This window comes from Acinetobacter sp. LT1 (genome assembly GCF_059800965.1).
The window spans coordinates 38,970-65,341 of sequence record NZ_JBBAXE010000019.1; the positions used below are offsets into that span (position 1 = coordinate 38,970).

The window sequence follows — 26,372 nt, forward strand, 5'->3', positions numbered from 1 at the left end:
CTTAGCCTCCTGCAACTGGTGATAATAAAACCAAAGTACACGGCTCACTTAAGGCCGATTGTCTTGTTATGACATTATCGCCAATAGCGCATGCACATTTTTCCATGGCCTGTGTACATTCTGGATGCAACGAAACAATTTCATTTAAGACATCTTTAACTAAAATATCGGTGGGGAAAACTAACGAAAGATTTTGTGGAAGCAATTTTTCAATTGCACCAAATGATTCGATTTTAATTTGGATAGATTGCTGCATTTATCCCCCAAGCATATGCATACTGATTTTACGGGTTTGTTGATGTTGTAAGGCATGAAAGCCTTTAGCTTTATGCCAAATATAAGGATGGAGCAAATTCTTTAAATTTTGGATATACATGTCGTATTCCGGTGTACGTTGTTTACTTACCAGCGTTTGAAGCTGTGGCTTAATATTTAAACCCTGCGGGGCAAAGAGACAGTTATAGAGTTCACCTTGTGCCGTTAGTCGTATACGGTCACATTGGTGGCAAAATGAGTGAGTAATGGTAGAAATGATGCCTAGCGCGTAACTATTGTTAAGTAGATATTGGCGTGCTGGCTCATGTTGCTGCTCAATCACTTGTACTGAATAATGTGGTTGCAACGCCTGTAAAATTTCGGCTTCACTCACCACATCTTTATTTGACCAAAGTGCATCACCATCAAGTGGCATGAATTCAATAAAACGTAGCGGAATATGATTGGCGATAGACCATTTCACCATCGGTAGGATTTGATCCTCATTTTTATCTTTCATTAACACGCAGTTAATTTTAAAAGGTAGCCCTGCATCTTTTGCAGCTTGAATACCCTCAAGAACTGGTTCTAACTTTTTCTTAGTGAGCTCTTTAAATTGAATCGGATCTAGGCTATCTAGACTAATATTTAAATCATCTAGACCAGCATCTTTTAATTGCTGAGCGTATTTTGCAAGATAATGTCCATTGGTGGTCATTGAAATACGTTTTAAACCTAATGCTTTTAAAGCTTGTAAATCGCGAACGAAATGAACAATACCTTGACGCATTAATGGTTCACCACCCGTAATACGGATGCTTTCAATACCTTGTTGCACCATAAAACTGCAAAACTGAAAGAGCGCCTCAAAACTAAGCAAATCTTGTTTATTTAGCCATTCAGGATGTTCAGGCATGCAATACACACACTTAAAATTACAGCGATCAGTTACTGAAATACGTAACTTTCGCTTGATACGCCCATATTGATCTTGCAAAAGCATTGGCGCAGTTTCAGAGTGATATTGTTTCATTATTTGCACTCATATCGAGAACAGTTCAAATATTGCAAGCACTCATTAAGAGCAATTAAACTTTTAAAATTGCGCCTTAGTAGTGCTTTGATCTTTATTGCAAAATTTGTTCCAATTCTATTTATCATCCATAACTTTTTGGGTTGTATTTGAAATTTCGGCCGTATCGTTTTAGTTCAAACTTTAAAGCTTTACAAAATCAGTGCGGCGTCAACCTTTTATATGCCCTACTTTATTTCTAGCACTTTTCTAAACGGATGGGTACATATTTATGGTACGGTGTTTTAGATAAAGGGTCACAATGCTCACCAGAAATGAGCATGTTTAATTGTGGTCCAATAGGTTCCCCACCTTGAAAGCGCATGCCATAACCATGTGGAAGCGAAACAACTCCTTTTCGCATTCCCTCATCAAAATCTACAGTAACCTGAATTTCTCCATGTTGTGAGATACATTTGATTTGATCACCCACAGCTACACTTAAGGCTTCTGCATCTTCAGGAAGAATTCGTAAAGCTCCTTCAGCATCTACTTTTCGCCATGCTGGGTCACGGTAAATTTGGTTGGCGTTATAACTACGTCGCTCACCTGATAAGAGGATAAAAGGAAACTCTTCTATATTAACGTTATGGCTTTTCAAGCTTGCGAGCTCACTTAACATCTCGGGAATCGCTAGACGTATTTTCTTATCTTTATAAGCCACCAGTTTCCAGACTTCGTCATATTCATGTTGCGATAAAACCATACCTGAACGTTGCTTTAATATTTGCTCAAATAGTTTGACACCTTGTGTTAACGGATTACCCTTATAACCTGCACGACGTACCGCTTTGGTGTGTAACACAGCATATTGAATAGACAGCGGCAATAAAAAAGCTACTGAACCAGCTGATTTTTCTAACTGCTTACCTAAAGTACGATAGATAATTGAAGCTGCAAAAGGAATATATTTTTTGTGTCGTGCAAAAGTGAGTCCCAATGCCGACAAATACGGTAAATAAGCTATTTTTTTCGAGTCGACTGAAACTATTTTTTCTAAAATTGGAAAGCGTTTTGGAATCACCTGCATGGCTTCAAGTAATCGAGTATAAATTTCGGCTTCCGGTAAAGTGTTTGCTTGAGCAGCCAATACGGGATGACGCAGGTGAAAACCATTCTTAGGAAATTCCAAGTTAAAACCAGTAAATTCCCATTTTTCAAACTGAGTATGAGCAGGCAAAATATAGTCGGCGAGTCTCGCGGTTTCTGTCATCGCAACATCAACTACCACCAACAAATCTAATGCTTTAAATGCTTCCTCATAAGCTGGTGTATCAGGATAAGTTAATAACGGATTACAGCTATCTACAAAAACTGCGCGAATTCGCTTTTCCCCTGCTTTTAAGATTTCATCGGGTAAAATATTAGGCGGGAAAAACCCGGAAATCGGGAACATTTTATGGTAAACACTACGTCGATATTTCGGCTTTCTTTCATCTGTATCGCTTAAGATTGGAATAAACATAGTATGCAGATTATTGGTACCTTGCTTTCCAAAGTTTCCAGTCAGTAAGTACAGTAGTTTTTCTAAATATCCGTTTAATGTAGTATTTAAAGTATGTTGAATGCCTAAATCAATACGTATACAGCCTTTTTTCGCCTTGGCAAAATCTCGAACGACTTGGTAAATCAAATCGACTGGAACATCAGCTTTAGCAATATAGTCTTCAATTGGAACTCGACTAAATGCTGTTTTTACGTCTTCAAAACCGTGCGTATGCTGCTCAATAAATGCTTCGTCATAAAGCTTTTCTTTAATAATGATCGCAATCATGGCTGACATTAAAAAAGCATCTGTCCCTGGTTTTAATTGCACATGGATATCTGCTTGTTTGGCTGTTTCGGTAACACGCGGGTCAAACACCACCATAGTTCGGTTCGGATCTTTCTTAATATGTTTTAGCGTGTCTCGGGCGTTGGGAATGCCATGGGCCTGAAAAGGATTTGTTCCAATGAAAAGTACATAGTCGGCATGTTCAACATCTTCTGTGGTATGGCAAGCCTGACTACCGAACAAACGACCATTCAGCCAGAAATCACCCGTTTTTTCTTGGGCAAGTGAGTTGTATGCATAATAACTTTTCATGGCCAGCAAAAGTTGTCGACCATACGCTGCACCAAGATGATTGCCTTGACCACCGCCCCCAACCGAAGCAAAAGCAGTTCCGCCAAAATCATCTCTAATCTGCACTAATCGATCAGCAATTTCTTGTATCGCCACATCCCAACTAATTTCTTTAAATGAACCATTTGGTTGGCGTTTTAAAGGTGTGGTCAAACGATCTGCGTGTTGCTGGTAGTGCTGTAATCTTGCGGCTTTTTGGCAAATGTAGCCTTGAGAAAATGGATGTTCAGGATTGCCTTTAATTTTGACAAACTGATTATCTTTAATTTCTACGCTCAAACCGCAGTTTCTAGAACATAAGATACATGCGGTTACATCTGTTTTACTTTGCTGAGCTGCGTCCATCATTTTTCTGGCTCCGTTTATTTTTATACATCTAGCTAGAATTAAAACAACAGGTTCCAAAATAGAACTTATATATTAGATAGTCAAGAACGCATCATTTTAAATTTGTTTATAACATCACTTTAGTTTGTAAATTAATAGAATCTAATGTTTAACTCGCGGTAAATATCTCTTTAAAAGCATTGATTTGTTTATATTGTTGAAGCTCATCCAGAGAGTTAATGCTATGAAAAAATAAGTTTTGTTTTTGAAATACGGCGACTTGTGCATGTAAAAGTTTAAAGCACTCTTTCAAACTTAATCGTTGTTTGTCAATTTGCTCTCGTACCGTAATCAGGCTTTCACGCTTTAATAAGCAAAATGGATATAAAGCATCTCCATTAATTGAAACATAGGCTGCCTGAGCTTGTTTATTTTTGCGTAGTGCGCTATGTAATTTCGCAACGACTTGCGTAGGTATATACGTCACATCACAGGGAACACACAAAACATAATCTGCTTTTACATGTGACCATGCGCTTTTCATACCCATAAGCGGGCCGAAAAAACCAGAAGCATCATCTTGAAAACACTTAATATCAGGCACAATACTTTGATAAATCGAATAATCACGATGACTATTTACCCAAATTTCAGATACAGATGACTTTAGTTTTTGATGAATTTTGGATAGTTGCGTATCGCCATCAAATTGCTGCAACAGCTTATTTAAACCATTCATACGGCGGGCTTGTCCACCCGCCAAAATGACCAGATCAGTTACGGGATATCCCTTATTCACACTTCCACCTCTTGTTGGCAAGCTTTAATCAAGCCACGAATCTCAGGTAAACATGAACCACAGTTCCCACCTGCTTTTAAACATGCAGTAACCTGTTTTTCATGGGTAATGTTTTGTGTTTTTATGACGTCGATAATTTTATTCTTACCTACTTTAAAACAACTACACACTAAAGGCCCATCATTATTAGTAGCCGACATTGGCATACCCGCTAGTAAAGCTTTTCGGTGCAAGGCGCTCAAACGTTCTCGTTTAAACAGACTCGCTACCCAATCACGGTCTGGCAATAAATCTGGCGGTGCAATATATAGACTTGCAATTACAATGCCATCTTTCAAAATAACGCTATGGCTCAGTTGTGAAGAGATATCTTCTATGCTTAACCATTCAAAGGTTTCATCGGCAAATGGTAAAAAGCTTTTCAGATTCTTTTGAGTATCATGAAAAGTTTGGCGGTCTGCAAGTTCATAACGATTGGTTTTCACCATTTTGACTTTGGTCCACCATGCACAGTGATGTAGCGATTCTTGAATATGCGAATCATATCCTTCACGAATATAGAGCACGCCCTGCCAAGTGGTATAGAACGGCTGAATGATTACAGGCGTATGTTTGAACTCAGGTTCACCTGAAATTGCATCAACTTCTGGATTAACGACTTTACCAATGCGGGCGTCGGATGCAACCTGTTCAGTCCAGTGAATCGGTGCAAAAATTTGCCCACGACGGACACCCGATGAGAAGGTCACACGTAGTACACAACTGCCCCATTTCGAACGAACTTCTACTAAACCTTGATCACGTACACCAAACTTTAAGGCATCATTTGGATGAATCTCACAGAATGGTTCAGCGCGGTGACTGGTCAAATTTGGTGACAAACCAGTACGCGTCATGGTGTGCCATTGATCACGAATACGTCCCGTGTTCAAAATGAGCGGATAATCTTCTGAAACTGCATGTACCGGATCAATCGCAACAGTCGGAATCAATTTTGCCTTGGCATTTTTATGACTAAACTGGCCATTGCCAAACAGTTGTTGAACGGCTTTAGCGTCTTGGGTTTTATCCCATACTGGCCATTGCATTGGTTGTAGAGCATCGTACTCAGCATTAGTTAGGTTCATTAAACCTTTCAGGTTGAAATAACGAAAATTATTACTCTCTTCTCGCATATCCATGTCTGCATTGTCTTGTGCAGATAGCGCAGCATGCTCATTGAAGATGTCACTTGCACTCGCAAAGTCAAAACCTTTAAAGCCTAATTTTTTCGCAACTTGACTCACTGACCACCAATCCGCCTTTGCTTCACCCGGTGCAGGTAAGAAAGCACGTTGACGTGAAATACGGCGCTCAGAGTTCGTCACTGTGCCATCTTTTTCACCCCAACCTAAAGCTGGAAGCAAAATATCGGCGTAAGCTGTAGTATCGGTATCGGCACAGATATCTGACACGACGACTAACTCGCACTTCTCTAAAGCACGTTTAACTTGATCGGCATCTGGCAAACTCACCACCGGATTGGTTGCCATAATCCAGATCGCTTTAATTTTTCCAGCTTCAACCGCATTAAATAAATCAACTGCTTTTAAGCCCGCTTGATTTGCAATAAATGGGCTATCCCAAAAAGTTTGCACTACTTTTTGATGTGATGGATTATCTAAGTCCATGTGTGCCGCTAGCATATTGGCTAAGCCACCCACTTCTCGACCACCCATCGCATTGGGTTGGCCTGTCATTGAAAATGGTGCGGCGCCGAGCTTACCAATTTTGCCTGTTAGTAAGTGACAATTAATAATGCTGTTGGCCTTATTTACGCCCTGACTTGATTGATTCACACCCATTGAAAATAGCGTGATTACCTTTTCAGTCTGCGCAAATTTCTCAAAGAACTGCTGTAATTTATCGAGTGCAATTCCCGTACGCTTTGCCACATATTGAATATCAGTTTCTGGCTGGCTGCTTGCCAAAACATCTTGCAGACCTTCGGTATAAACATCAACAAAAGCCTGATCGGCATGACCATTTTGATATAGATATTGGAATAGACCGTTAAACAATGCGACATCTTGGCCCGGTAAAATCGGTAAATGTAAATCCGCTTGCTCACAAGTACTGGTAAAACGTGGATCAATCACTACAACAAACATATCGGGATTGTGGCTTTTAGCCTGCATAATCCGCTGATACAGCACAGGATGGCACCATGCGGTATTGGAACCAACCAAAACCACCATGTCTGCATGTTCAAAATCTTCATAACTTGCAGGCACAATATCTTCACCGAAACTACGTTTGTGACCTGCCACCGCAGATGACATGCAAAGGCGTGAGTTGGTATCGATATTTGCAGTGCCTAAATAGCCTTTTACAAACTTATTCACCACATAATAGTCTTCAGTCAAAAGCTGACCTGAAACATAAAATGCAATGCTGTCACGACCATATTGATCGATACAAGATTGGAATTTATCGGCAAGTTTATTGATTGCCGCATCCCATGTCGTTACTACCCGATCAGCTTTGCGCCCCATCATTGGTTGTAAAACACGTGTTTCTAACCCTAAAGTATCCGCGAGTAGGCTACCTTTAATACATAAGCGTCCAAAGTTGGAAGGATGCTCGGCATCCCCCTCAACTTGTACTAGAGGTCCTTGCGGTTTTTGTTGGACGTTTACGCTAACACCACAACCTACACCGCAATATGGACATGTTGTTTTAGTGTTTTTTGCAACTGCAACATGGTCGGAGCTATCGATTTCAACGCTTGGAATACTATTCATAACTGCTCCTTTCCCTATTTAGCCTGCATTTTTTAATGCAAAATCTCGACCAAATAGCAGCTTATTTCTAAATGAAGAAACAGGTGTTTGGTCTGCAATTAACTCTGCATACCACATGCCATCTTCAGTATCACCAAACAATACTGCACCGATTACTCGATCGCTTTGAATGATAATACGCTTATAAATCTGGCGTTTTTCATCGTTCAGGATAATGTCTTCATAATCATCTTTCGGCTCAAAATTACCAGCCGAGAATACATCGACACCACTGACTTTTAACTGAGTCGGCACAGTGGGTGCTTTAAAAGTTAAGCTGCCGTGTTCAGCCAGATGGGTCGCGCAAATAAAAGCTTGCCCCCATAGTGGCTCAACCAAACCAAAAGTTTGACCACGGTGTTCGATACATTCACCCACCGCGTAAATACTTGGATCAAACGTTTGCATGGTGTCATTCACCAATACACCGCGATTGCAACGTAAACCAGCACTTTGTGCCAAAGCAATATTTGGACGAATGCCCACAGCAAATACCACAAGGTCAGCATCTAAGACCGTGCCATCTTTCAAACGGATTTGTTTGACATGACCATTTTCATCACCAATTAACGCCTCTGTATTGGCTTCGGTAATAATATGAATGCCTTTTTGCTCAATGCTATGACGAAGTAATTGACTCGCACGTCCATCAAGTTGACGTTCCATAATACGGTCCATCAAATGCAATACTGTGACATTCATACCGCGTTGTTTTAAACCATACGCCGCTTCTAAACCGAGTAAACCGCCACCAATCACCACTGCATTGGTTTTTGAATCGCAGTATTCAATCATGGTGTTGACGTCATAAATATCGCGGAAAGTTAACACACCCTTTAAGTCAACACCTTGAACTGGTGGAATAAATGGCGCCGAACCTGTTGCCAGAATCAAACGATCATAATCAACTGTCTGACCTTTTTCGGTGTAAACCACTTTACGTGGGCGATCAATTTTTACGGCTTTATCACCGGCAATAAATTTAATGCCTTTATCGTCATACCACTTTGGTGGATGCAACATAATGTCTTCAATGGTTTTTTCACCCGATAAAACCGGAGACAACATAATACGGTTATAGTTCCCCCATGGTTCTTCACCAATCACCGTAACTTCATAACGATCTGGCGCCATATCAAGTAAATCTTCTAGACAACGCATCCCTGCCAAACCATTTCCGATCAGCACCAGTTTAAGTTTGTCTTGTGATACACCTGTATTGGTAATATAAGTTTTTTGCGGCACCGCATTGACCCAAACACGGCCATCAACAATTTTGCTCGGGTAAACCGCCAATTTTTGGTCTTTATCTTCTAAACAACGGCCCGTTGCCAAACTAAAATGTTGTTTATAGATTGGCGATGCAACGACGCGTTCGCCTTGTAAATCTCCAATAATGCCGCGGCTCATCACATTCGCTTGGCTAAACGGATCTTTATTACTCAGCACGTAAACACGTTTTTCATGTCCTACACGAAAAATTGCTACCGCTTGTCCACCCACTAGCGCACCCGCGCCAGTGTTTGGGGTTAAATCATCGAGTGCACACACATCAATCCATTGATCATCAGGAAGCATATTTTTGTCTTGTACAATATTCATAGAAACTCTCCTTTATGCTTCAACCATTGGAATACGGTCTTCTGAACGTTCAGCTTCAGTTAATGGGCGAATTTGACCACGTTCAGTTGTAAATTGAATGTGTGGATCGGCCTGTTCATTTGCTCCTGCATTGATATACGTTTGGAAGCGTTTACGAACTTCAGGATTTTCCACCGCAGTACGCCATTCGTCTTGATATGTGCCAATGATGTGTTCCATACGGCGCTCAAGCTCGGCAGCCAAACCAAGTGAATCATCCACCACTACAGATTTAAGGTAATCTAAGCCGCCTTCCATGTTGTCGCGCCATACACTCGTACGTTGTAAACGGTCTGCTGTTTGGATGTAGAACATATAGAAACGGTCGATGTAACGGATGAGCGTTGCTTTATCAAGGTCAGATGCAAGTAACTCTGCATGACGTGGTTTCATACCACCGTTACCACAGACATAAAGGTTCCAACCTTTTTCGGTCGCGATAATACCCACGTCTTTACCTTGCGCTTCCGCACACTCACGAGTACAGCCAGACACTGCCATTTTTAATTTATGTGGTGAACGTAAACCTTTGTAGCGGTTTTCAAGCTCAATCGCTAAACCAACCGAGTTGTCTACACCGTAACGGCACCAAGTACTTCCCACACATGATTTCACGGTACGCAATGATTTACCGTAAGCATGACCAGACTCGAAACCAGCAGCATTCAGCTCTTCCCAAATGAATGGAAGCTCATGAACTTGCGCCCCGAACATGTCAACACGTTGACCGCCAGTAATTTTGGTGTACAAGTTATATTTCTTCGCAATTTGACCAATCGCGATTAAACCATCTGGAGTCACCTCACCACCTGCCATACGCGGTACAACCGAGTAAGAACCGTCTTTTTGGATGTTACCCAAATAGTAGTCATTACTGTCTTGTAAGCCTGCATGACTTGGCTCAAGTACGAAATCATTCCAGCAAGATGCCAGAATATTTGCGGCAGCAGGTTTACATATATCGCATCCTAGACCATGACCATGTTGATGAATCAAATCATCAAAAGTTTTGATTTCATTGACACGAACCAAGTGATACAACTCTTGACGCGAGTACGGGAAGTGTTCGCAAATGTGGTTATTTACAGTCACACCTTGACGTTGCAACTCTGACTTCAACACTTGTGTCACTAATGGTGCACAGCCACCACATGCTGTTGCTGCTTTGGTGCATTTCTTTAATGCACCTAAAGAGGTCGAACCATCGCTAATTGCTTGGCAGATGTCCGCTTTTGATACGTTATTACATGAACAAATGGTCGCGCTGTCTGGCAGCAAATCGACTCCGCTACCACCAGACTTACCTGCTGATTGTTCAAAGCCCGGCATGATCAAGCTTTCAGGTACTTCAGGTAAAGCCAGACCGTTTAACATCATTTGTAAAAGGTCATTGTACTCTTTCGCATCGCCCACCAAAACCGCGCCCAGCAATTTGGTTTTATCTGCATTTACAACAATCTTTTTATAAACCAGTGCATGCTCATCTGCATAGAAATAGCTTAATGCTCCCGGAGTCATGGCATGTGCATCACCTACAGAAGCAACGTCCACCCCCATCAACTTCAACTTGGTGCTCATGTCTGCACCAGCGAAGCAATTACACTCTTCATCTAAAATGTGTTTTGCTGCAATACGCGCCATGTCATAGCCCGGTGCAACCAAACCATAAATTTTATTTTGCCAAAGCGCACATTCACCAATGGCATAAATATTGTTATCTGAAGTTTGGCAGTAATCATTAATGACAATACCGCCACGCTCACCAATCGCGAGACCACTGTTACGTGCAAGTTCATCACGTGGACGGATCCCCGCAGAGAATAAAATGACATCTGCTTCAAGCTCGCTACCATCTGCAAATTTCATTACATGTGTAGTGCTGTTGCCACATTCGATAGATTGTGTCGCTTTTTGTGTATGAACTTTTACACCAAGGTCTTCAATTTTACGGCGTAAAACTTTACCGCCCAAATCATCAATTTGAACTGCCATTAAACGTGGCGCAAACTCAACAACGTGCGTTTCTAGATCTAAATCACGTAAAGCTTTTGCAGCTTCAAGTCCAAGTAAACCACCACCAATGACTACACCTGTTTTTGCATTAAGACTCGCTGCACGAATCGCGTCTAAGTCTTCAATCGTACGGTAAACGAAGCAGTTTTCACGGTCATTACCCGGAATTGGTGGAACGAATGCATACGAACCAGTTGCCAACACCAATTTGTCATAGCTGATGACATCACCATGATTGGTTGTGACTGTTTGTGCAGCTGTATCAATTGCAGTTGCTTTTGTATTTAGACGTAAGTCAATGCCATGAGCATCAGCAAAGTCAAAACGTGCTAAAGATAAATCTTTTGCTGATTTCCCAGAGAAATATTCTGTCAAATGTACACGGTCATACGCGATACGAGGTTCTTCCGCGAGAATCGTGATTTCCAGTTCATCATCTGCTTTTTCTAAAATGGCTTCGATGAATTTGTGGCCCACCATACCATGACCAATCATTACCAATTTCATAGTGTTTCTCCTCAAATCACGTTGCTTTTAAGCTGCGTTATTGCGTTCTCAAATAGACGTTGTTTTTTTGCCTTGTGTTCTACAGAGAAGCGAATCAATCTCACAAAGCATGTAGCTGCTTGGAATCCATTTTTCCCACTCATTAATGACACCCAATGCACAGCAAAGTCATAAAAAGAAATAAAAAAAGCGAGCCCCCTCATAGAGAAGGCTCGCATCGCTGGAACTGAAAAATTAGATAATTCAGATGTAACTTTTTTATGCAATAAAAATAAAGACATGGCCTTCACTCCGACTGAACGTAAATTCTTTGTGTGCACAGTTGCACTCACAAATTCGATCAGAACGGACATCGTTGGCCGTCTTTAAAACTTATGGTCGTCTTCGACCTGTAATTAAGTAAGCATTTTGCATGCCAATTCTTATATAAATTTAATTTATTAATTTTTTTATATTTAATTTCAAATAGATATAATTCACCTAGCTATCTTATAAAAATAATGTCTTATTCTATTTGCCCCATCGCTGTACACTTAAATGGTTAAGATAAAAATATGTCTTGCCACAAAATGAATCGTGTTTTTGCACCAAGACTGACCACATTAATTCTTTAGCTCGCTGAAATACCACTTAAACTGGATTTTTTGTTTAGTTTTGGATGGCACTAATCTTGCTTAAAACCTCATAACAAAAAACGCGTCGAATTGGCGCATTTTCTTAGCCTGATTTTCTGAACTTATGCCAAAACTCAAAATAGCCCTTATTGATGATGATCATGCGCGAGCAGACTATATAAGAAAAAGTCTGCTTGAAAATGATTTTGAAGTGGTCGCTTGCCTTACTTTGGACCATTTAAATATTTTTCGTCTCGAGCATTTACAAGCCGATGTGATCTTGCTCGATATGGATCATCCTCATCGTGACATTATTGAAAGTTGTGTGAGTAGCTATGATCTACCGACTGTCCTGTTCACTAAAAATTCAGATAAAGACACCATCAAACAAGCCATCGATGCGGGAGTAACAGCTTATATTGTAGATGGCATAGATCCTGCCCGCTTACATACCATTTTAGAAATCTCGATTGAGCAATATAAAAAACACAAAAAACTCGAAGGTGATTTAAAAGAGGCTCAAACAAAACTGGCTGATCGTAAAGATGTTGAAAAGGCCAAAGTGTTACTCATGCAACTCCACGGTCTGCCGGAAGATACAGCTTTCCAACTTCTCAGAAAAAATGCCATGAGTCACCGTATAACGATTGGAGAAATGGCACGGCGGTTACTTGATGCCCAAAAATTACTCAACAATCAACTAAAGGATGAATAAATGAGCACATTAGAAAAGACTCAATTACAACTCGGCTATATTCCTTTGCTTGATTGTCTTGCATTGCTTTGGGCAAAACAAAGAGGCTTCTTTGAAGAGGTGGGTTTAGATGTCACTTTAGTTAAAGAAGCATCTTGGGCAAGTCTTCGAGACCGTCTTGCTTTTGGTCTATTAGATGCAGCGCATTGCTTATCTGCAATGTTACCTGCGGCGGCTGTCGGCACAGATCAAATTGGCACGCCACTGCAAACATCACTGGTTTTAAGTGAAAACCGTGCTTTCATTAGCTTAAGTCAAAAACTTACTCATCAACTTTCAATTCAAAAAAATGATACGGCCCAAGTAACAGCGCAAAAAGTGGCAAGCTATCTTGAACAAGGACATTCTCTTTCCTTAGCACATGTATTTAAGCATTCTATTCACCATTATTGTTTAAGAGAGTGGCTCGCTTTAGCAAACCCTGAACTTGCACAATCTATCCAGCTTAAAACATTACCGCCACCTTATATGGTCGAAGCATTGGACAAACATGTGATTGATGGTTTTTGTGTAGGAGAACCTTGGAATACTCAAGGCGAGCTTTTAGGCTTAAGTAAAATGATTTGCTCAAGTCAAAACATTATTCCTCGTGTGGCTGATAAGGTTCTAGCCGTAACTCAAGAATGGGCTGAACAGCATCCACAAACACTAGTTGCACTCACCACGGCAATTATGAAAGCCCAACAAGAATTGAGTGAGTTAGACGATTTTGCTCCAATTTTAAAATTATTAGTTGAGTTTGGAATTGTGCGCTTCCATTGTTCAGAAGAAGTACATGTCGACAAATACTATATGATTCAGGATATTGTCCGTCATTTAGTAAAAGAAAGTGCACTTCCAAAAGTAGAAGACTTTTATTGGCTGCTCGAGCAAATGCAAAAATGGGATGAACTTCAACTCGACCAAGCACAAATCACAAGCTTGGGTGCTCAATGCATTAATCTTGAGGCTTATGAACAAGCTAAACAACGCTATCGTTCATAACTTTTCTACTTATCAAATCGCCATAAAAAAAGCTGTCTTTTATGACAAAGACAGCTTGAAAGACCCATAAGACAAAATGCGAAACACGCATTACTATATTTTCTAGGCTCAACTGATCCATTGAAAATATAGCGCTTATGGAAATGATCATATCTATCTAAGCGTATCATTTTCAGACATTTTCATATCAATAACTGCCACTTGATCAATTTCAGTTCATTATTCAAAGCATCTTAAGTCAGTCTTTAAATATTTATCTCTTCTTTAAGCCTTAAATCTACCCATGCTCAAGACAGAATAGTGATGCATCAATTACGCGGATGAGGTCATAAATTTCATTTTATTTCTTCAAAAGAATTTCTCGCATCTGTCTTAATTAAATTAATTTTTTTAGTTCTAAAGTAATTTATTGCCTATGTCATTATATTTAAAAAGATTTATTTATTAATCCTTTTGTAAAACTTAAATATTACGATTCAAATAATTAGATAAAAAAAATTAGTGAAAAATCCTCTAAGTCCCTCCTGTTTTTAGTTACAAACCGCAACAATCATGGCACAAATGGTAATAATAATTAAATTAATAATCATTATCATTCACACCACATAAAAACCTGAGAAGATCTACCATGATCCATGAAAATATTCTCGACTGCATAGGTAAAACGCCACTACTACAATTATCAAGGCTATTCACGCATCAATCGATCTCAGTGATTGCGAAAATGGAATTGTTAAACCCAGGAGGAAGTATTAAAGACCGTCCGGCATTATTCATGCTACAGGAAGGCCTGAAATCTGGAGTGATTAATAAAGATAGTCATATTGTTGAAAGTTCATCAGGGAACTTAGCGATTGCGCTTGCAATGGCTTGCAAAATATATGGATTAAAATTTACTGCCGTTATTGACCCGAAAATTGCCTCAGCAAACTTACAAATGTTGAAGCTCTACAAGGCCAATATCGAAATGGTCTCTGAAAAAGATCAAAACGGCGGTTATTTAAAAACCAGAATTGACACTGTAAAACGACTCTGCCAACAGCTTCCAAATGCTGTTTGGATTAATCAGTATGCAAACCCAAATAACTGGAAAAGCCATTATTTTGGAGAAGCAGAAGAAATCCTAAATCAAATTGATCGCAAGATTGACTACCTCGTGATTGGGGCAAGTACCTCTGGCACGATTATGGGCGTATCTCGTCGCCTTAAAGAAAGATTTCCAGAATTAAAAGTGATCGCAGTCGATATCGTCGGCTCTGTGTTGTTCGGTGGTACATCTGGTCCACGCGAAATTCCCGGGATTGGGGCAAGTACTGTCCCACCGCTACTCTCCCCCGATGAAATTGATGATGTCATTTATGTAGATGACTATGAGTCGGCACTCGGTTGCAGAGAACTTCTTGAACACGAAGGAATCTTTGCTGGCGGTTCAAGTGGCTCATCAATTTCAGCCATCAAAAAACTGATTCCAACCATTCCTGATGGATCGTGCGTCTTAACACTGTTGCCCGATCGCGGCGATCGTTATCTCGATCTTGTTTATGAAGATGAATGGTTCGAAATGATCAAGAAGCGTCACTTCAATCGAAACGTACGACGTCAAGAAAACCTTACTTTACAAAATGCTGTTTAACCTTCTCCTTAGGAAATATTCATGAGCAATTTGGCTACCCTTCGCTACTTAAGTCAATCAGATTTATTAAATCTTGGCGCAAATCATAGTAATTCATTTATTGAAGCGATTACTGAAGGTTTAACTCTGCATGCAAATAAACAGTTTGTTCAACCTTTAAAACCTTATCTTCGCTGGCAAGGTGCAGACCATATTGCCGACCGTATTATCGCAATGCCTTGTTATTTAGGCGGCAACGACCCGATTGCTGGAATCAAATGGATTGGTTCAAGACAACATAACCCTAAAAAATTCAATATTCCGCGTGCCAGCGCACTGATTGTTTTAAATGACTCAGAAACAAATTATCCAGTTGCAGTGATGGAAGGCAGCCTCATCAGTGCCATGCGAACTGCAGCAATTACTGGTGTTTCGATTAAATATCTAGCGAAAAAAGACTTTTCAGACATTACTGTAATTGGCTGCGGTCCAATTGCTCAAATGCAAATTAAAACTGTGCTTGAACAATATGCTCAAGTGAAAAAAGTACATTTATTTGATGTAAACCCTGAAGCAGCTGAAAAACTCAAAGCATTGTTCTTATCAGAATATCCACATCTAGAAATTGAAATTCATGACAGTGCTAAGTCTGCGATTCAGCAAGCTGACGTCCTTATTACCTGCACAGTCTCAGATAAACCTTACATTCCATTTGAGTGGCTTAAAAAAGGCTGCTTTGTTTCAAATATTTCAATTATGGATATCGAGCCTGAAGTCTTCTTAAAAGTCGACAAAGTGATTGTAGATGACTGGGACCAATCAAACCGAGAGAAGAAAGTCATCAACGTGCTGGTAGAGGATGGCTTATTCAGCCGTGAAAAACTACATGCTGAACTTGGCGACATCATTATTGGTCATAAAAACGGCCGCGAACGCGAAGATGAAATCATTTTGCTCAACCCAATGGGCATGGCGATTGATGACATTGTCTGCGCTAAATGGTTCTTCAATGCTGCACAAGAACAAAACGTTGGCACGGTTCTACCGCTTTTATAAGAATAGGAATAACTAAAATGTTAGATCGGATTTACACAGCACAACTACAAAAAACGATAGATGCACTCTACATGGAGAATTATGGAGATTTTAGAGATCATATTTCCTATAAAAAGCCTTATCTGGCAATTACTCTCAATGATGAGTTGGAACTCTATTTCAGCTGTTTAAAAGTAGATGGTGTAAATCCTTTCTATGTTACCCAACCCGAAGTTTTGCTTCATAACCTATTGAGCAATACAACTTCTAAAATTTCTATTTCTGAAGTTTTTAACTATTTAACCCAAGCAACTTGGTGGCCTTCACCACACCATCAAAAAGCGATTAATTATTGGCTAGATAACTTAGTAACGGCTGAAAAAATTCCTCAAATTTTACAGTCAGCCCTTTCATTTTCTTCACCTTTAATGACCAGTGAATTGCTATCACTGGTAGCTGATCGTCCATTTCATCCGTTCGCTCACTCAAAAGGTGAACTTGCCCCACTCACAACTCAAAAAGAAATTGAGGTGTATTGGTGGGCATTTAAGAAAGATGACGTGATCAACAATATGAAGTCGATTCCTCACAAAGAGCTTCTGTTATCAGAAGTTGAGGAACGTCTTATTTCTGACAAAATGGCTCAGCTTTCAGATGATTACTTAGCCCTACCTTTGTTAGAGACTCAACATCGCTATTTAAAGTTTGATGAAAATAAGTACGACGGTATTGACCTAAACCATGTCACGACAATTGGTTTACCGACTTCTTCATTAAGAACGCTTATTCACAACGCAAACCCGAATCTACATTTAAAACTCTCAACCAATGCCAAAACATTAGGCGCAATCCGCTCTATGCCAGGCCGTTATTTAATGAATGGACATACGGCTTATGATTTTCTAAATGACGTCATTAATGAAACTGCTTTAATAAAAAATCGCCTCTTTTTGAGTAATGAAACACATTGGTGGGTGCTCGGTAAACAAGAGCCGATTGTAAAAAATTTAGGTGTAATCGGTTGCCAAGTCCGACATTTACCGGATATTTGCAGAGACCAAAACGTTACTCCAATCACTATGTCAGCTTTAAGCTGTACCTATGTTGACCCTTGGGAAGCTTTAGGCGTTGAAGGTGACAAATGGTCATTACTAAAAGACTTAAGTGTTCATTTTATTCAAACATTCTTAACGCTTTGGGCGAAAGGCATCATGCCTGAATGCCACGGGCAAAACACCATGGTGTGTTATGAAAATAATAAGTTTAAATGCTTTATTTTACGTGACCACGATACCTTAAGAATATGTACCACAGCCATTGAAGAAAGTGGTTTTACCCCTCCGATTTATACCATCGATACCAGCACACCGAACAATCTTATCTTTACTAAAAATGAAGACTTATTTAATTACTTCATTACCTTAGGGATTCAAATTAACCTCTACCCGATTGCTTTAGCTACCTTGAAATATACGGATCGTACAGAAAGCGATTTTTGGGAGATGGTTCAAGACATTATTCAAGATTTTGTAGAAACCCAACCCATTTCAGAACAAACAAAATCGCAAATTCAAACCTATCTTTTTGACAATACGACTTGGCCATTCAAACAGCTACTTACGCCTTTACTTGCGCAAGAAAGCGACTCAACAGGCATGCCAAGTAAAATCGGAAGTACGCCAAATCCTTATCACAGCTTATCTGTTTCTAGCTATGAGACCATGGATATCTAAATCATGCGCTCATCTCGCCTAGATCATTTCATTATTTTGCTCTGTCAGTTTTTTTCCACTTTCGGGCTCATGGTGCTGATTCCGATCATGCCGCTCTATATGGAAAAACTGACGGCGCATATGAGTGCTCCCACTATCTGGGCAGGTTTGGCACTCGCGGCTCCGGCTATTGGCAGTTTATTTACCGCACCGATTGTGGGTCACCTATCCGACACATTCGGCCATAAAAAAGCCTTGTTACTTTCTCTGGCAGGTTTCTGTATTTCAATACTGCTCATGGCGAGCGCCCAGCATTTATACCTGTTTATTTTCGCGCGAATTTTACTCGGTTTTTGCGGTCTTTCTGTGATCTTAAATGCCTATGTTTCATATCTTTCTAATGAACAACAACGTGGTGCCGCTTTTGGGCAACTACAAAGTAGTGTTGCGCTCGCTTGCCTATGTGGTCCCGTGCTCGGCGGGATATTTATGGATCAATGGCGGGTTGAAGTATTACTCAACGCGACAGCATTTGTTGTGATGACCTTAATTTTGATTGCGTCATTTGTATTAACCAATCCCATTAAAACCGAGGCGCCAAAAACCAAAGAGAAATCTAAGCTTCCAGCTTTCTTTGATAGAACAATTTTTTCATGGTTAAGCGCTGGCATTTTGGTTCAAGCGGGCGGCTTTGGTTTAGTGTCCTGCTTTGTTTTATACATTAGTGAAATAAGCCAGAGCACTCATTCATCGTTATCTGCTGCGAGTTTAACGGGAACCATTCATGCGCTTTCATGGGGAGCAGCCTTTATTGCTGCAACCTATTGGGGAAAAAGAAATGATGATAAAGGAGATTCTTTTAATAACTTCATTTACGCATCTTTGATTTGCGGCATCACGATTTTCGCATTGATCTGGGTTTCTAATCTCTGGCTGATTCTTGTATTACGACTCATACAAGGCTTCTGCTTTGCAGCCCTTATTCCTTCGATCTTGCACACAATTTCTCTAAAAGCCGGCGCTCAAAGCCAAGGAAAAGTGATTGGTATTTCTAACAGTGCCTTTGTCTTAGGACAACTTATTGGCCCAATCACGATCACGCTCACCTACTCATTTTTCAATATTACTGCTGCATTAATCTGCACCTCACTATTTTTTATCGGTGCGGGATTAGTGGTGATTTTGAACAGATTCTTAATGGATACAATTTTAGAAGAGGCACAAGAATGAACTCAATTATTACAACCGATGCATGGTCTTATAAACTTTTCGAACAGTACCTGAATACTTTCTTTCGTGAACTCAAAGTAAATCTTGAAAAGCATATTATCCCAGCTCAAGATTCTCCTTTATTCACACTGTATGCAGAGCGCCCAGACACCCTGTATTTTGCTTATACGTTTAATGCATCTAACACGATTGTTTATGGTGCAGTTCAGCATCTATCCACCACTGGTTATCATAGATATCAACGTGGTTTTGTTCTGCAAAATTTAAACGACAATACATTTGACTCGCTCACCGACCCAAAAAAATTAGTGAAGCTGATTACAGATGAGTTGAATAGTTTATTTAAAGATAAAAACCAAAATAAGAACCTGTACTCCGATATTGCCAATAGTATCGAAAATACAAAATTCTTTTTAGAAAATAGGCCTTCCCAAACAGTAACTAAAGCGTTAAGTGGTTTTCAGGCAACCGAACAAGGCATGTTATATGGGCACCCTTTTCATGTGACCTCTAAAGCCAATTTAGGTTTCTCTAAAGAAGACATGAAAAAATATAGCCCCGAGTTAGGCGCAAGTTTCCAACTTCATTACTTTGCAATTCATTCTTCTTTAATTCAAAAGCTTGTAAGTGAAGAACAGCCTTCTCACCGTATTGAAGATGAAGTTTTAAAAACTGCAAAAGAGCGTTTGCAAGAAAACTTAGCAAATTACGAGCTAATGCCAACCCATCCGTGGCAAGCTAACTTCTTACGTCAACTTCCATCTTTGAAGAAATATTTAGATAGCCAAGACGTGATCTATCTGGGAGCTTTAGGTCAAACCGTATGGCCAACCTCATCCGTTCGTACAGTGTGGTTACCTCAATCGAATCTATTCTTAAAGCTATCAATTGATGTACGAATTACCAGTTTCATTCGTAATAACCCAATGGACGAAATGGAACGCGCGATTGATGCGAGCAAAATTATTATTAATCACAAGATTAATGAGCAATATCCAGACCTTATGATTCTGCCGGAGTTAGAGGCAAAAACAGTCAAAATTCCAGAGCTTGAAAGTTCATTTGGCATTCTTTATAGAGCAGGACTCACGCCAGAGGTATTAGAAAATACCAGAATGCTAGGTGGCTTGGTTGAAGAAAATGAAAACTATGAAATCCCGCTTTTAAGCATTATTCAGCAAGCGGCACCCAACCAAAATCTACAATCGAAAGACGCGAAAGACTTCATTACTTTCTGGTGGAAACAGTACGTTAAAGTTTCACTCATTCCATTAATTGAGTTGTTTGCAAATAAAGGCATTAGCGTAGAAGCGCACATGCAAAATAGTTTAATGGAATTTAAAAACGGCTATCCACATCGCCTTATTCTTCGAGATATGGAAGGCATTAGCATTGTTCCAGAAATGATAGAAGACGACTCATCTATTTCTGAAGATAGTACCGTTTGGTTCTCTCAGAAAGATGCATGGATCTTTTTAAAATATTACCTCGTGATCAATCACATTGCTCATCTCATCAGTGCAATTGCACGAGTTACGGCCATTGAAGAATCTGAACTTTGGCAAGCCACACGCCTTACGCTCACGCAAGAAAATTTTAGCGCCAAAGGCCAGCAATATCGCGATTTATTAATTAATTCACTCACATTACCAATCAAGGCAAATATGTTAAATACGCTCTACCACAGTGGTGGCAATCCTATCTGGATTGAAGTTGAAAACCCTATTTATAAATATCGCGGTGCAGAAGCGCTTTGCCCTCTTCAACCAACACAACAAACCAATTATAAAACCCTCGCGGAAAATCGCGTGATGGGCCAATTATTAGAAGCACTCATTTTTGAAAATACTTTTAAATACGAGTTTTCTAAAGGTCAGATCAAGTTTTATATTTCCGATACTGTTTTTTATACCTGTGCGGCCAAACGACATTTCAGTTTTAAACGCATTAAGTTAGATCCTTCAAGTTTAATCCGTTCTGATATTACTTTAGGCACTGAAACTCGCCCTAACTTAAAAACGCTACTTGCCGATTTAAAAAATATTATTGAAGCTGACCCAGTTAAATGGCAAAACTTTAATGATGAACTCAATTTAACTTACGTTAAGCATGCGCAGACTTTAAGCCAAGCCCCTGCTCAACCTTTAAGAACCTTGCCATACCTAGAACAAGAAGCGCGGATTACCAACGCCCATTTATATCACCCGAGTTTTAAGTCTCGTATCGGCTTCGATTTAAAAGAAAATCAAAAATATGCACCAGAGCTTTCCGAAGGTTTTACGGTTCAATGGGTGGCGACTCATAACAGTTTATGCAAACTGGTTTTAAGTGAAACTATTAACTTAGAACAGCTTTATAAACAGCATTTTTCAGAGAAAGATCTGCAAACTATCAATGATCAATTGAAAGAGCAAAATGTAGAGTTTAAAAATTATATCCTTACCCCAATTCATCCGTGGCAGTGGGATAAAATTATTGAATTATATTATCAAGATGCTATTAGCAACCAACTGATCATCCCGTTAGATATTGAAGGTCCGACTTATTTACCGCAACAGTCCATTCGAACCTTATCAAATATTAGTGATATCTCGGCGCTTTCTCTTAAATTGGCAATGAACTTGGTCAATACTTCTACCTCTCGTGTATTGGCACCGCATACCGTTCAAAATGCGGCAAAAATGAGTGACTGGCTTTATAACATTGTTGAACAAGACCATATTTTAGAAAAACAGCGTAAGCCTGTTATTTTAAGAGAGATCGGCGGTCTTTCAGTGAACCAGCAAATTGCGCTACCTGTTCAATACGGCGCACTGGCTTGCATTTGGCGCGAAAGTATTTACAGCTACTTAAAAGAAGGCGAATCAGCAACGCCTGTAACGGGTCTAATGCAAGTTGATACGGACCAAAAACCACTAATCGATGAGTGGATCCAAGAGTATGGTATTGAGTTCTGGTTAGAAAAATTACTCAGCAATGCTTATTTACCAATCATGCATATTTTGTGGTGTCACGGCCTCGCTTTAGAATCACATGCACAAAACATGGTACTAATTCATAAAAATGGCTTACCCGTTAAAGCGGCTTTGAAAGATTTCCATGATGGAATTCGTTTTAGTCGTCATCTTTTACGTGAGCCGAGCCTTTTACCCAACTTACAAGATGCGCCAAAAGAGCACGCCAAGATTAACCCGAACTCGTTCTTGGAAACCCACTCTCCAAATGAGTTAAGAGACTTTACTCAAGATGCACTTTGGTTTGTAAATCTGGCTGAGTTAGCGATTTTCTTAAATGAACATTATGACTTCGATGAAATCAAATTCTGGACCATATTAAGAACCATTATTAATCAGCATAAAGAAGCTCACCCAGAGTTTGCCGAGCGATATGAATTGTTTAACTTTACAGATGACACCATCGATATTGAACAACTCGCAAGCCGCCGTTTCCTTCCAGAAATTCGCTTAAGAGTACAAACCACGCCAAACCCGCTCAGCCTGATTAAGGAAATTGAATATGAATAAGTATTCGATTTCTTTTAAGAAACGAATAGCAAATGGCGAGACGCTCTACGGAATCTTTTGTTCCGTAGCTTCTCCGATTAATGTCGAGCAAATGGCACTTGCGGGCTACAACTTTATTATTATCGACTTGGAACATACTTTATTTAGTACGTCTCAAGTCGAGACCATGATTTTAGCTGCTAGAGCCATGAATCTTGATGTCTTTGTGAGGGTACCGTTAAACGCCAACCATTTAGTTCTACCTCTGCTCGATGCAGGGGTAACGGGTATTGTTTTTCCGCGTATAGAAAATGCTCAGCAAGCACAAGAAGCCGTGAACTATTGTCACTATATGCCTCTTGGGCAAAGAGGTCTCAACTCGACAAGGTTAAATCGATATGGTATGGATGATTTAGCTAGTTTTGTTCAACACGCAGCAAACGAAACGGTTGTCGTTGCCATGATTGAAAGCTTAGAAGGACTAGAACAACTAGATGAAATATTAAAAGTTGAAGGTATTGATATTATTCTGGAAGGTGCTGCCGACCTTTCCCAATCAATGGGAATGCCATGGCAATCTAGCCATCCAAAAGTGAAAGAAAAAGTTCAAGAGATGTATATAAAGACTAAAAATAGTCAAAAGCATTTCTGTGCTATTCCACGCCAACCTGAAGATATTGCGGCATGGAAACAACAATCCGTTCAGCTTTTTGTACTCGGTGATGACCGCAGCATTATTCGCCGTGCTCATCAAAATCATTTGAATTCTTATAAAGAAATCTCATAAATTTTCAGTTGTGTAGAGCGATGAGTGCACCTTCCTCTACACAACAATTAATAAAAATAAATTTTATTATTTTTTGTCCAACAACGATATTGTGAATTACAATCATTCTCACTTATAATTCGACAAATTTAAAATCACTCTCAGGGCGAGACAATGGGAAATAAGATAAAAAGTCACAAACTTTTTACGAGGAAGTCTGAAGTAAAAAATATCATTCCACTCCTTTCACTTGGTGGGGCCATTATTCTTTCCAATTCAGCTTTTGCTGCTTCACCTGCTGAAACTACAGAAACAGAAAAGAAACCCGAAGCTCTCCCGACAATTACAATTACTGCTTCACGCGCAGATGAACTCTCTACCTCTGCCAAACAAGTCACCAAGCTAGATGAAAAACAAATTGAACTTTTAAGAAATGGTTCATCTGGAAGTATTGCGACTGTTTTAGCAAAAGCCGTACCGGGTTTATCCGATTCGAGCCGAACCATTACCGATTATGGTCAGACTTTACGTGGTCGTAATGCTCTCATCTTGGTCGATGGCGTTCCAATGAACCTGACACGTGACACATCACGCGGACTTTCAGCAATTGACCCTGAAAGCATTGCCAACATTGAAGTGATTCGAGGCAGCAACGCAATTTATGGTGGCGGTGCTTCTGGCGGTATTATTTCAATTACCACAAAAGCTGCGGGTGGCGAACCTACAGCAAAAACAGTCGTTGGGCTTCAAACACCTTTAACAAATTTCCGTTCTAATGCTTTAAGTGGCGATATTCATCAATATTTCACAGGCAGCTTTAACGCTTTTGACTATGCACTCGACTTTGGTTACCAACGTATTGGTAGCCCGTACGATGCAAGTGGTGACCGTGTTGCACCAGAACCAAGTCAGGGCGATTTATATGATGCCGATGCTTACAGCGTAGGTGGTAAACTTGGTTATCATATTGATGACAATCAATACCTACAATTCGCTGCAAACTATTATAATGCCGAGCAAGACTCAGATTATGCATCTGACCCAAGTGTGAAAAATGCTCCTGCTGGAACTGTACCAGCGAAAGCAATTAAAGGCTTAAAGCTCAAAGACCAAAATAAAAACGAAAACCAGATATACAATTTAACTTATAACCATAAAGACTTTTTTGGTAATAAGGTTGATGCACAAATTTATTATCGCGACTTCTTTACACGTTTTTCACCCTTTGATGCACGAAAAAATGCAAATCGTGGAGGACAAGTAGATCAGATCTATCAAGAAAATAATGTACTCGGTAGCCGCTTAACTGTTACTACACCACTTGAGTTTTTAGGTGACACCTCACTAGTTTGGGGTGGTGACTTTAGCCGCGAAAAAAGCGAAATGCCTTTAGATATTTTCGATCAAAAAATTTATGATCAATCTGGTGGCTTAGAGTTTGTAAAAATTGGCAAACTTATTTATTTACCTGAACTCACTACGCAAAGTGTGGGTGGTTTTATACAGTTAAAACACCGCTTTAATGACCAATGGTCAGCAGAAGCTGGTACGCGTTATGAAGACAGCTATGCCCAAATTGATAGCTTTGTTCCTTTATCACAATTAGGTAAGCCCAACCCTTACACCGTTGAGGGGGGGAAAGTGAAAGCTGATGCATGGTTGTACAATGCTAACGTGACTTTCTCTCCAAATGACCAACACTTGATTTATGCATCTTTTAACCAAGGTTTCCAATTACCTGATGTTGGTTTGATTATTCGTAATGCTGGTGAAGGTTTTAACCTTGGTTCATCATTCTTAGAACCCGTAAAAGTAGATAACTACGAGTTGGGCTGGAAAGGAAACTTCAATAACTTCTCTTCAAGTTTAGCGGTCTTCCACTCTACTTCCGACCTAGGTGCGGTGCAATCTTTCAACAATGGTTTAGTACTCGCTAGAACCAAAGAAAAAGTCACTGGTGTTGAAGCAACATTTGATTATCTTGACGATGCCAATGTTTGGGGAACTGGTGGTAGTGTTACGTGGATGAAAGGTCGTGAAAAGCCGCAAAACGGTGCTGAACAAGATATGACAGGCTTCCGTATTCCACCATTAAAACTCACAGGTTATATTTCCTATAGTCCAACGGAAACTTGGACGAATCGTCTACAAGCCACTTACTTCGGTTCAGAAGATTACCGCTTAAATGGTAAAAATAGTTTTGGTCGCTATGATGTAAAAACTTATACAACAGCAGACTTAATCAGTAGTTTTGCGCTTAACAAAAAAGACACTGTGACGATTGGTTTAGAGAACATGTTTAACCGCAAGTATTATCCTCTCTATAGCCAATTATTACGAACTAGCGATAACACTAGCCATTTAGTGGCAAATGGTGCAACGCTTAAAGTGACTTATAGTCATAAGTGGTAATCAAAAACTGACATTGAATGTGTCACAAAAAGGAGATCAATGCGATCTCCTTTTTTACTAAAAATATTAATTCCTTATCTATTTTTTCCATTATTAACCTGAGGCAAACCCACAGAACCACCCTAGTATTCTGCTAAAAATTTTGTTAACTTGATTTTGTTACATATTCAAGATGCAACTTTTTTCATC

General features: G+C 39.8%; 17 protein-coding genes and 1 pseudogene. 9 read left to right on the plus strand and 9 right to left on the minus strand.

Translation table 11 applies throughout. The annotated features are described in order from the left end of the window. Position 1: 1 nt before the first annotated feature. The 8 genes from WBW42_RS16080 to WBW42_RS16115 all read right to left on the minus strand — a co-directional run bounded on the left by WBW42_RS16080 (position 2) and on the right by WBW42_RS16115 (position 11,842). A complete protein-coding gene (locus WBW42_RS16080; protein ID WP_032055875.1) occupies positions 2–256 on the minus strand; it encodes a MoaD/ThiS family protein in 255 nt (84 codons plus the stop codon). Further along, the gene (moaA, locus tag WBW42_RS16085) at positions 257–1,297 is read right to left on the minus strand and encodes a GTP 3',8-cyclase MoaA (RefSeq protein ID WP_080777057.1); all 1,041 of its coding nucleotides are present in this window, start codon (positions 1,295–1,297) and stop codon (positions 257–259) included. Between the two features lie 229 nt (positions 1,298–1,526). Next, positions 1,527–3,800, minus strand: a complete 2,274-nt coding sequence (locus WBW42_RS16090) for a molybdopterin-dependent oxidoreductase (protein ID WP_163114368.1) — start codon at positions 3,798–3,800, stop codon at positions 1,527–1,529. A 148-nt stretch (positions 3,801–3,948) separates the two neighbouring features. Continuing rightward, positions 3,949–4,578: a molybdenum cofactor guanylyltransferase gene (mobA, locus tag WBW42_RS16095; protein ID WP_032055869.1), complete on the minus strand. Its 630-nt coding sequence runs from the start codon at positions 4,576–4,578 to the stop codon at positions 3,949–3,951. Next, the gene (locus WBW42_RS16100) at positions 4,575–7,361 is read right to left on the minus strand and encodes a nitrate reductase (protein WP_032055868.1); all 2,787 of its coding nucleotides are present in this window, start codon (positions 7,359–7,361) and stop codon (positions 4,575–4,577) included. The genes mobA and WBW42_RS16100 overlap by 4 nt, the downstream gene beginning before the upstream one ends. An 18-nt stretch (positions 7,362–7,379) precedes the next feature. Continuing rightward, a complete protein-coding gene (nirD, locus tag WBW42_RS16105) occupies positions 7,380–9,002 on the minus strand; it encodes a nitrite reductase small subunit NirD (protein ID WP_032055866.1) in 1,623 nt (540 codons plus the stop codon). Positions 9,003–9,014: 12 nt separating this feature from the next. Next, complete coding sequence (nirB, locus tag WBW42_RS16110) at positions 9,015–11,561, minus strand: nitrite reductase large subunit NirB (RefSeq protein ID WP_017385976.1); 2,547 nt, start codon at positions 11,559–11,561, stop codon at positions 9,015–9,017. Positions 11,562–11,572: 11 nt separating this feature from the next. Continuing rightward, positions 11,573–11,842, minus strand: coding sequence for a hypothetical protein (locus tag WBW42_RS16115; RefSeq protein ID WP_002115692.1), 270 nt, complete (start codon positions 11,840–11,842; stop codon positions 11,573–11,575). Positions 11,843–12,299: 457 nt separating this feature from the next. Between WBW42_RS16115 and WBW42_RS16120 the strand changes: the two genes are divergently transcribed. After that, a complete protein-coding gene (locus tag WBW42_RS16120) occupies positions 12,300–12,890 on the plus strand; it encodes an ANTAR domain-containing response regulator (RefSeq protein ID WP_002115726.1) in 591 nt (196 codons plus the stop codon). Continuing rightward, entirely contained in the window at positions 12,891–13,913 is a 1,023-nt protein-coding gene (locus WBW42_RS16125) for an ABC transporter substrate-binding protein (RefSeq protein WP_032055864.1), read from the plus strand. A 5-nt stretch (positions 13,914–13,918) separates the two neighbouring features. Here WBW42_RS16125 and WBW42_RS16130 read toward each other — a convergent pair. After that, positions 13,919–14,034, minus strand: a pseudogene (locus WBW42_RS16130) (hypothetical protein). A 507-nt stretch (positions 14,035–14,541) separates the two neighbouring features. Here WBW42_RS16130 and sbnA point away from each other — a divergent pair. From sbnA to WBW42_RS16165, 7 genes are all read left to right on the plus strand, one after another. Further along, positions 14,542–15,546 (plus strand): 2,3-diaminopropionate biosynthesis protein SbnA, encoded by a 1,005-nt coding sequence (sbnA, locus tag WBW42_RS16135; protein WP_005803491.1) that lies wholly within the window; start codon positions 14,542–14,544, stop codon positions 15,544–15,546. Between the two features lie 21 nt (positions 15,547–15,567). After that, on the plus strand, positions 15,568–16,581 hold the full coding sequence (sbnB, locus tag WBW42_RS16140) for a 2,3-diaminopropionate biosynthesis protein SbnB (RefSeq protein WP_032055863.1): 1,014 nt from the start codon (positions 15,568–15,570) through the stop codon (positions 16,579–16,581). A 71-nt stretch (positions 16,582–16,652) separates the two neighbouring features. Continuing rightward, a complete protein-coding gene (locus WBW42_RS16145) occupies positions 16,653–18,293 on the plus strand; it encodes an IucA/IucC family protein (RefSeq protein ID WP_080777062.1) in 1,641 nt (546 codons plus the stop codon). Positions 18,294–18,296: 3 nt separating this feature from the next. Then, positions 18,297–19,502: an MFS transporter gene (locus WBW42_RS16150; protein ID WP_032070660.1), complete on the plus strand. Its 1,206-nt coding sequence runs from the start codon at positions 18,297–18,299 to the stop codon at positions 19,500–19,502. Further along, positions 19,499–23,026 carry an IucA/IucC family protein gene (locus WBW42_RS16155; RefSeq protein ID WP_032055858.1) on the plus strand — a complete coding sequence of 1,176 codons (3,528 nt, stop codon included), beginning with the start codon at positions 19,499–19,501 and terminating at the stop codon, positions 23,024–23,026. Before WBW42_RS16150 ends, WBW42_RS16155 begins: the two co-directional genes overlap by 4 nt. Beyond that, positions 23,019–23,792, plus strand: a complete 774-nt coding sequence (locus tag WBW42_RS16160) for an HpcH/HpaI aldolase family protein (RefSeq protein WP_032055857.1) — start codon at positions 23,019–23,021, stop codon at positions 23,790–23,792. The genes WBW42_RS16155 and WBW42_RS16160 overlap by 8 nt, the downstream gene beginning before the upstream one ends. Before the next feature lie 153 nt (positions 23,793–23,945). After that, positions 23,946–26,183: a TonB-dependent receptor gene (locus WBW42_RS16165; protein ID WP_032055856.1), complete on the plus strand. Its 2,238-nt coding sequence runs from the start codon at positions 23,946–23,948 to the stop codon at positions 26,181–26,183. The last annotated feature ends 189 nt before the right edge of the window (positions 26,184–26,372 follow it).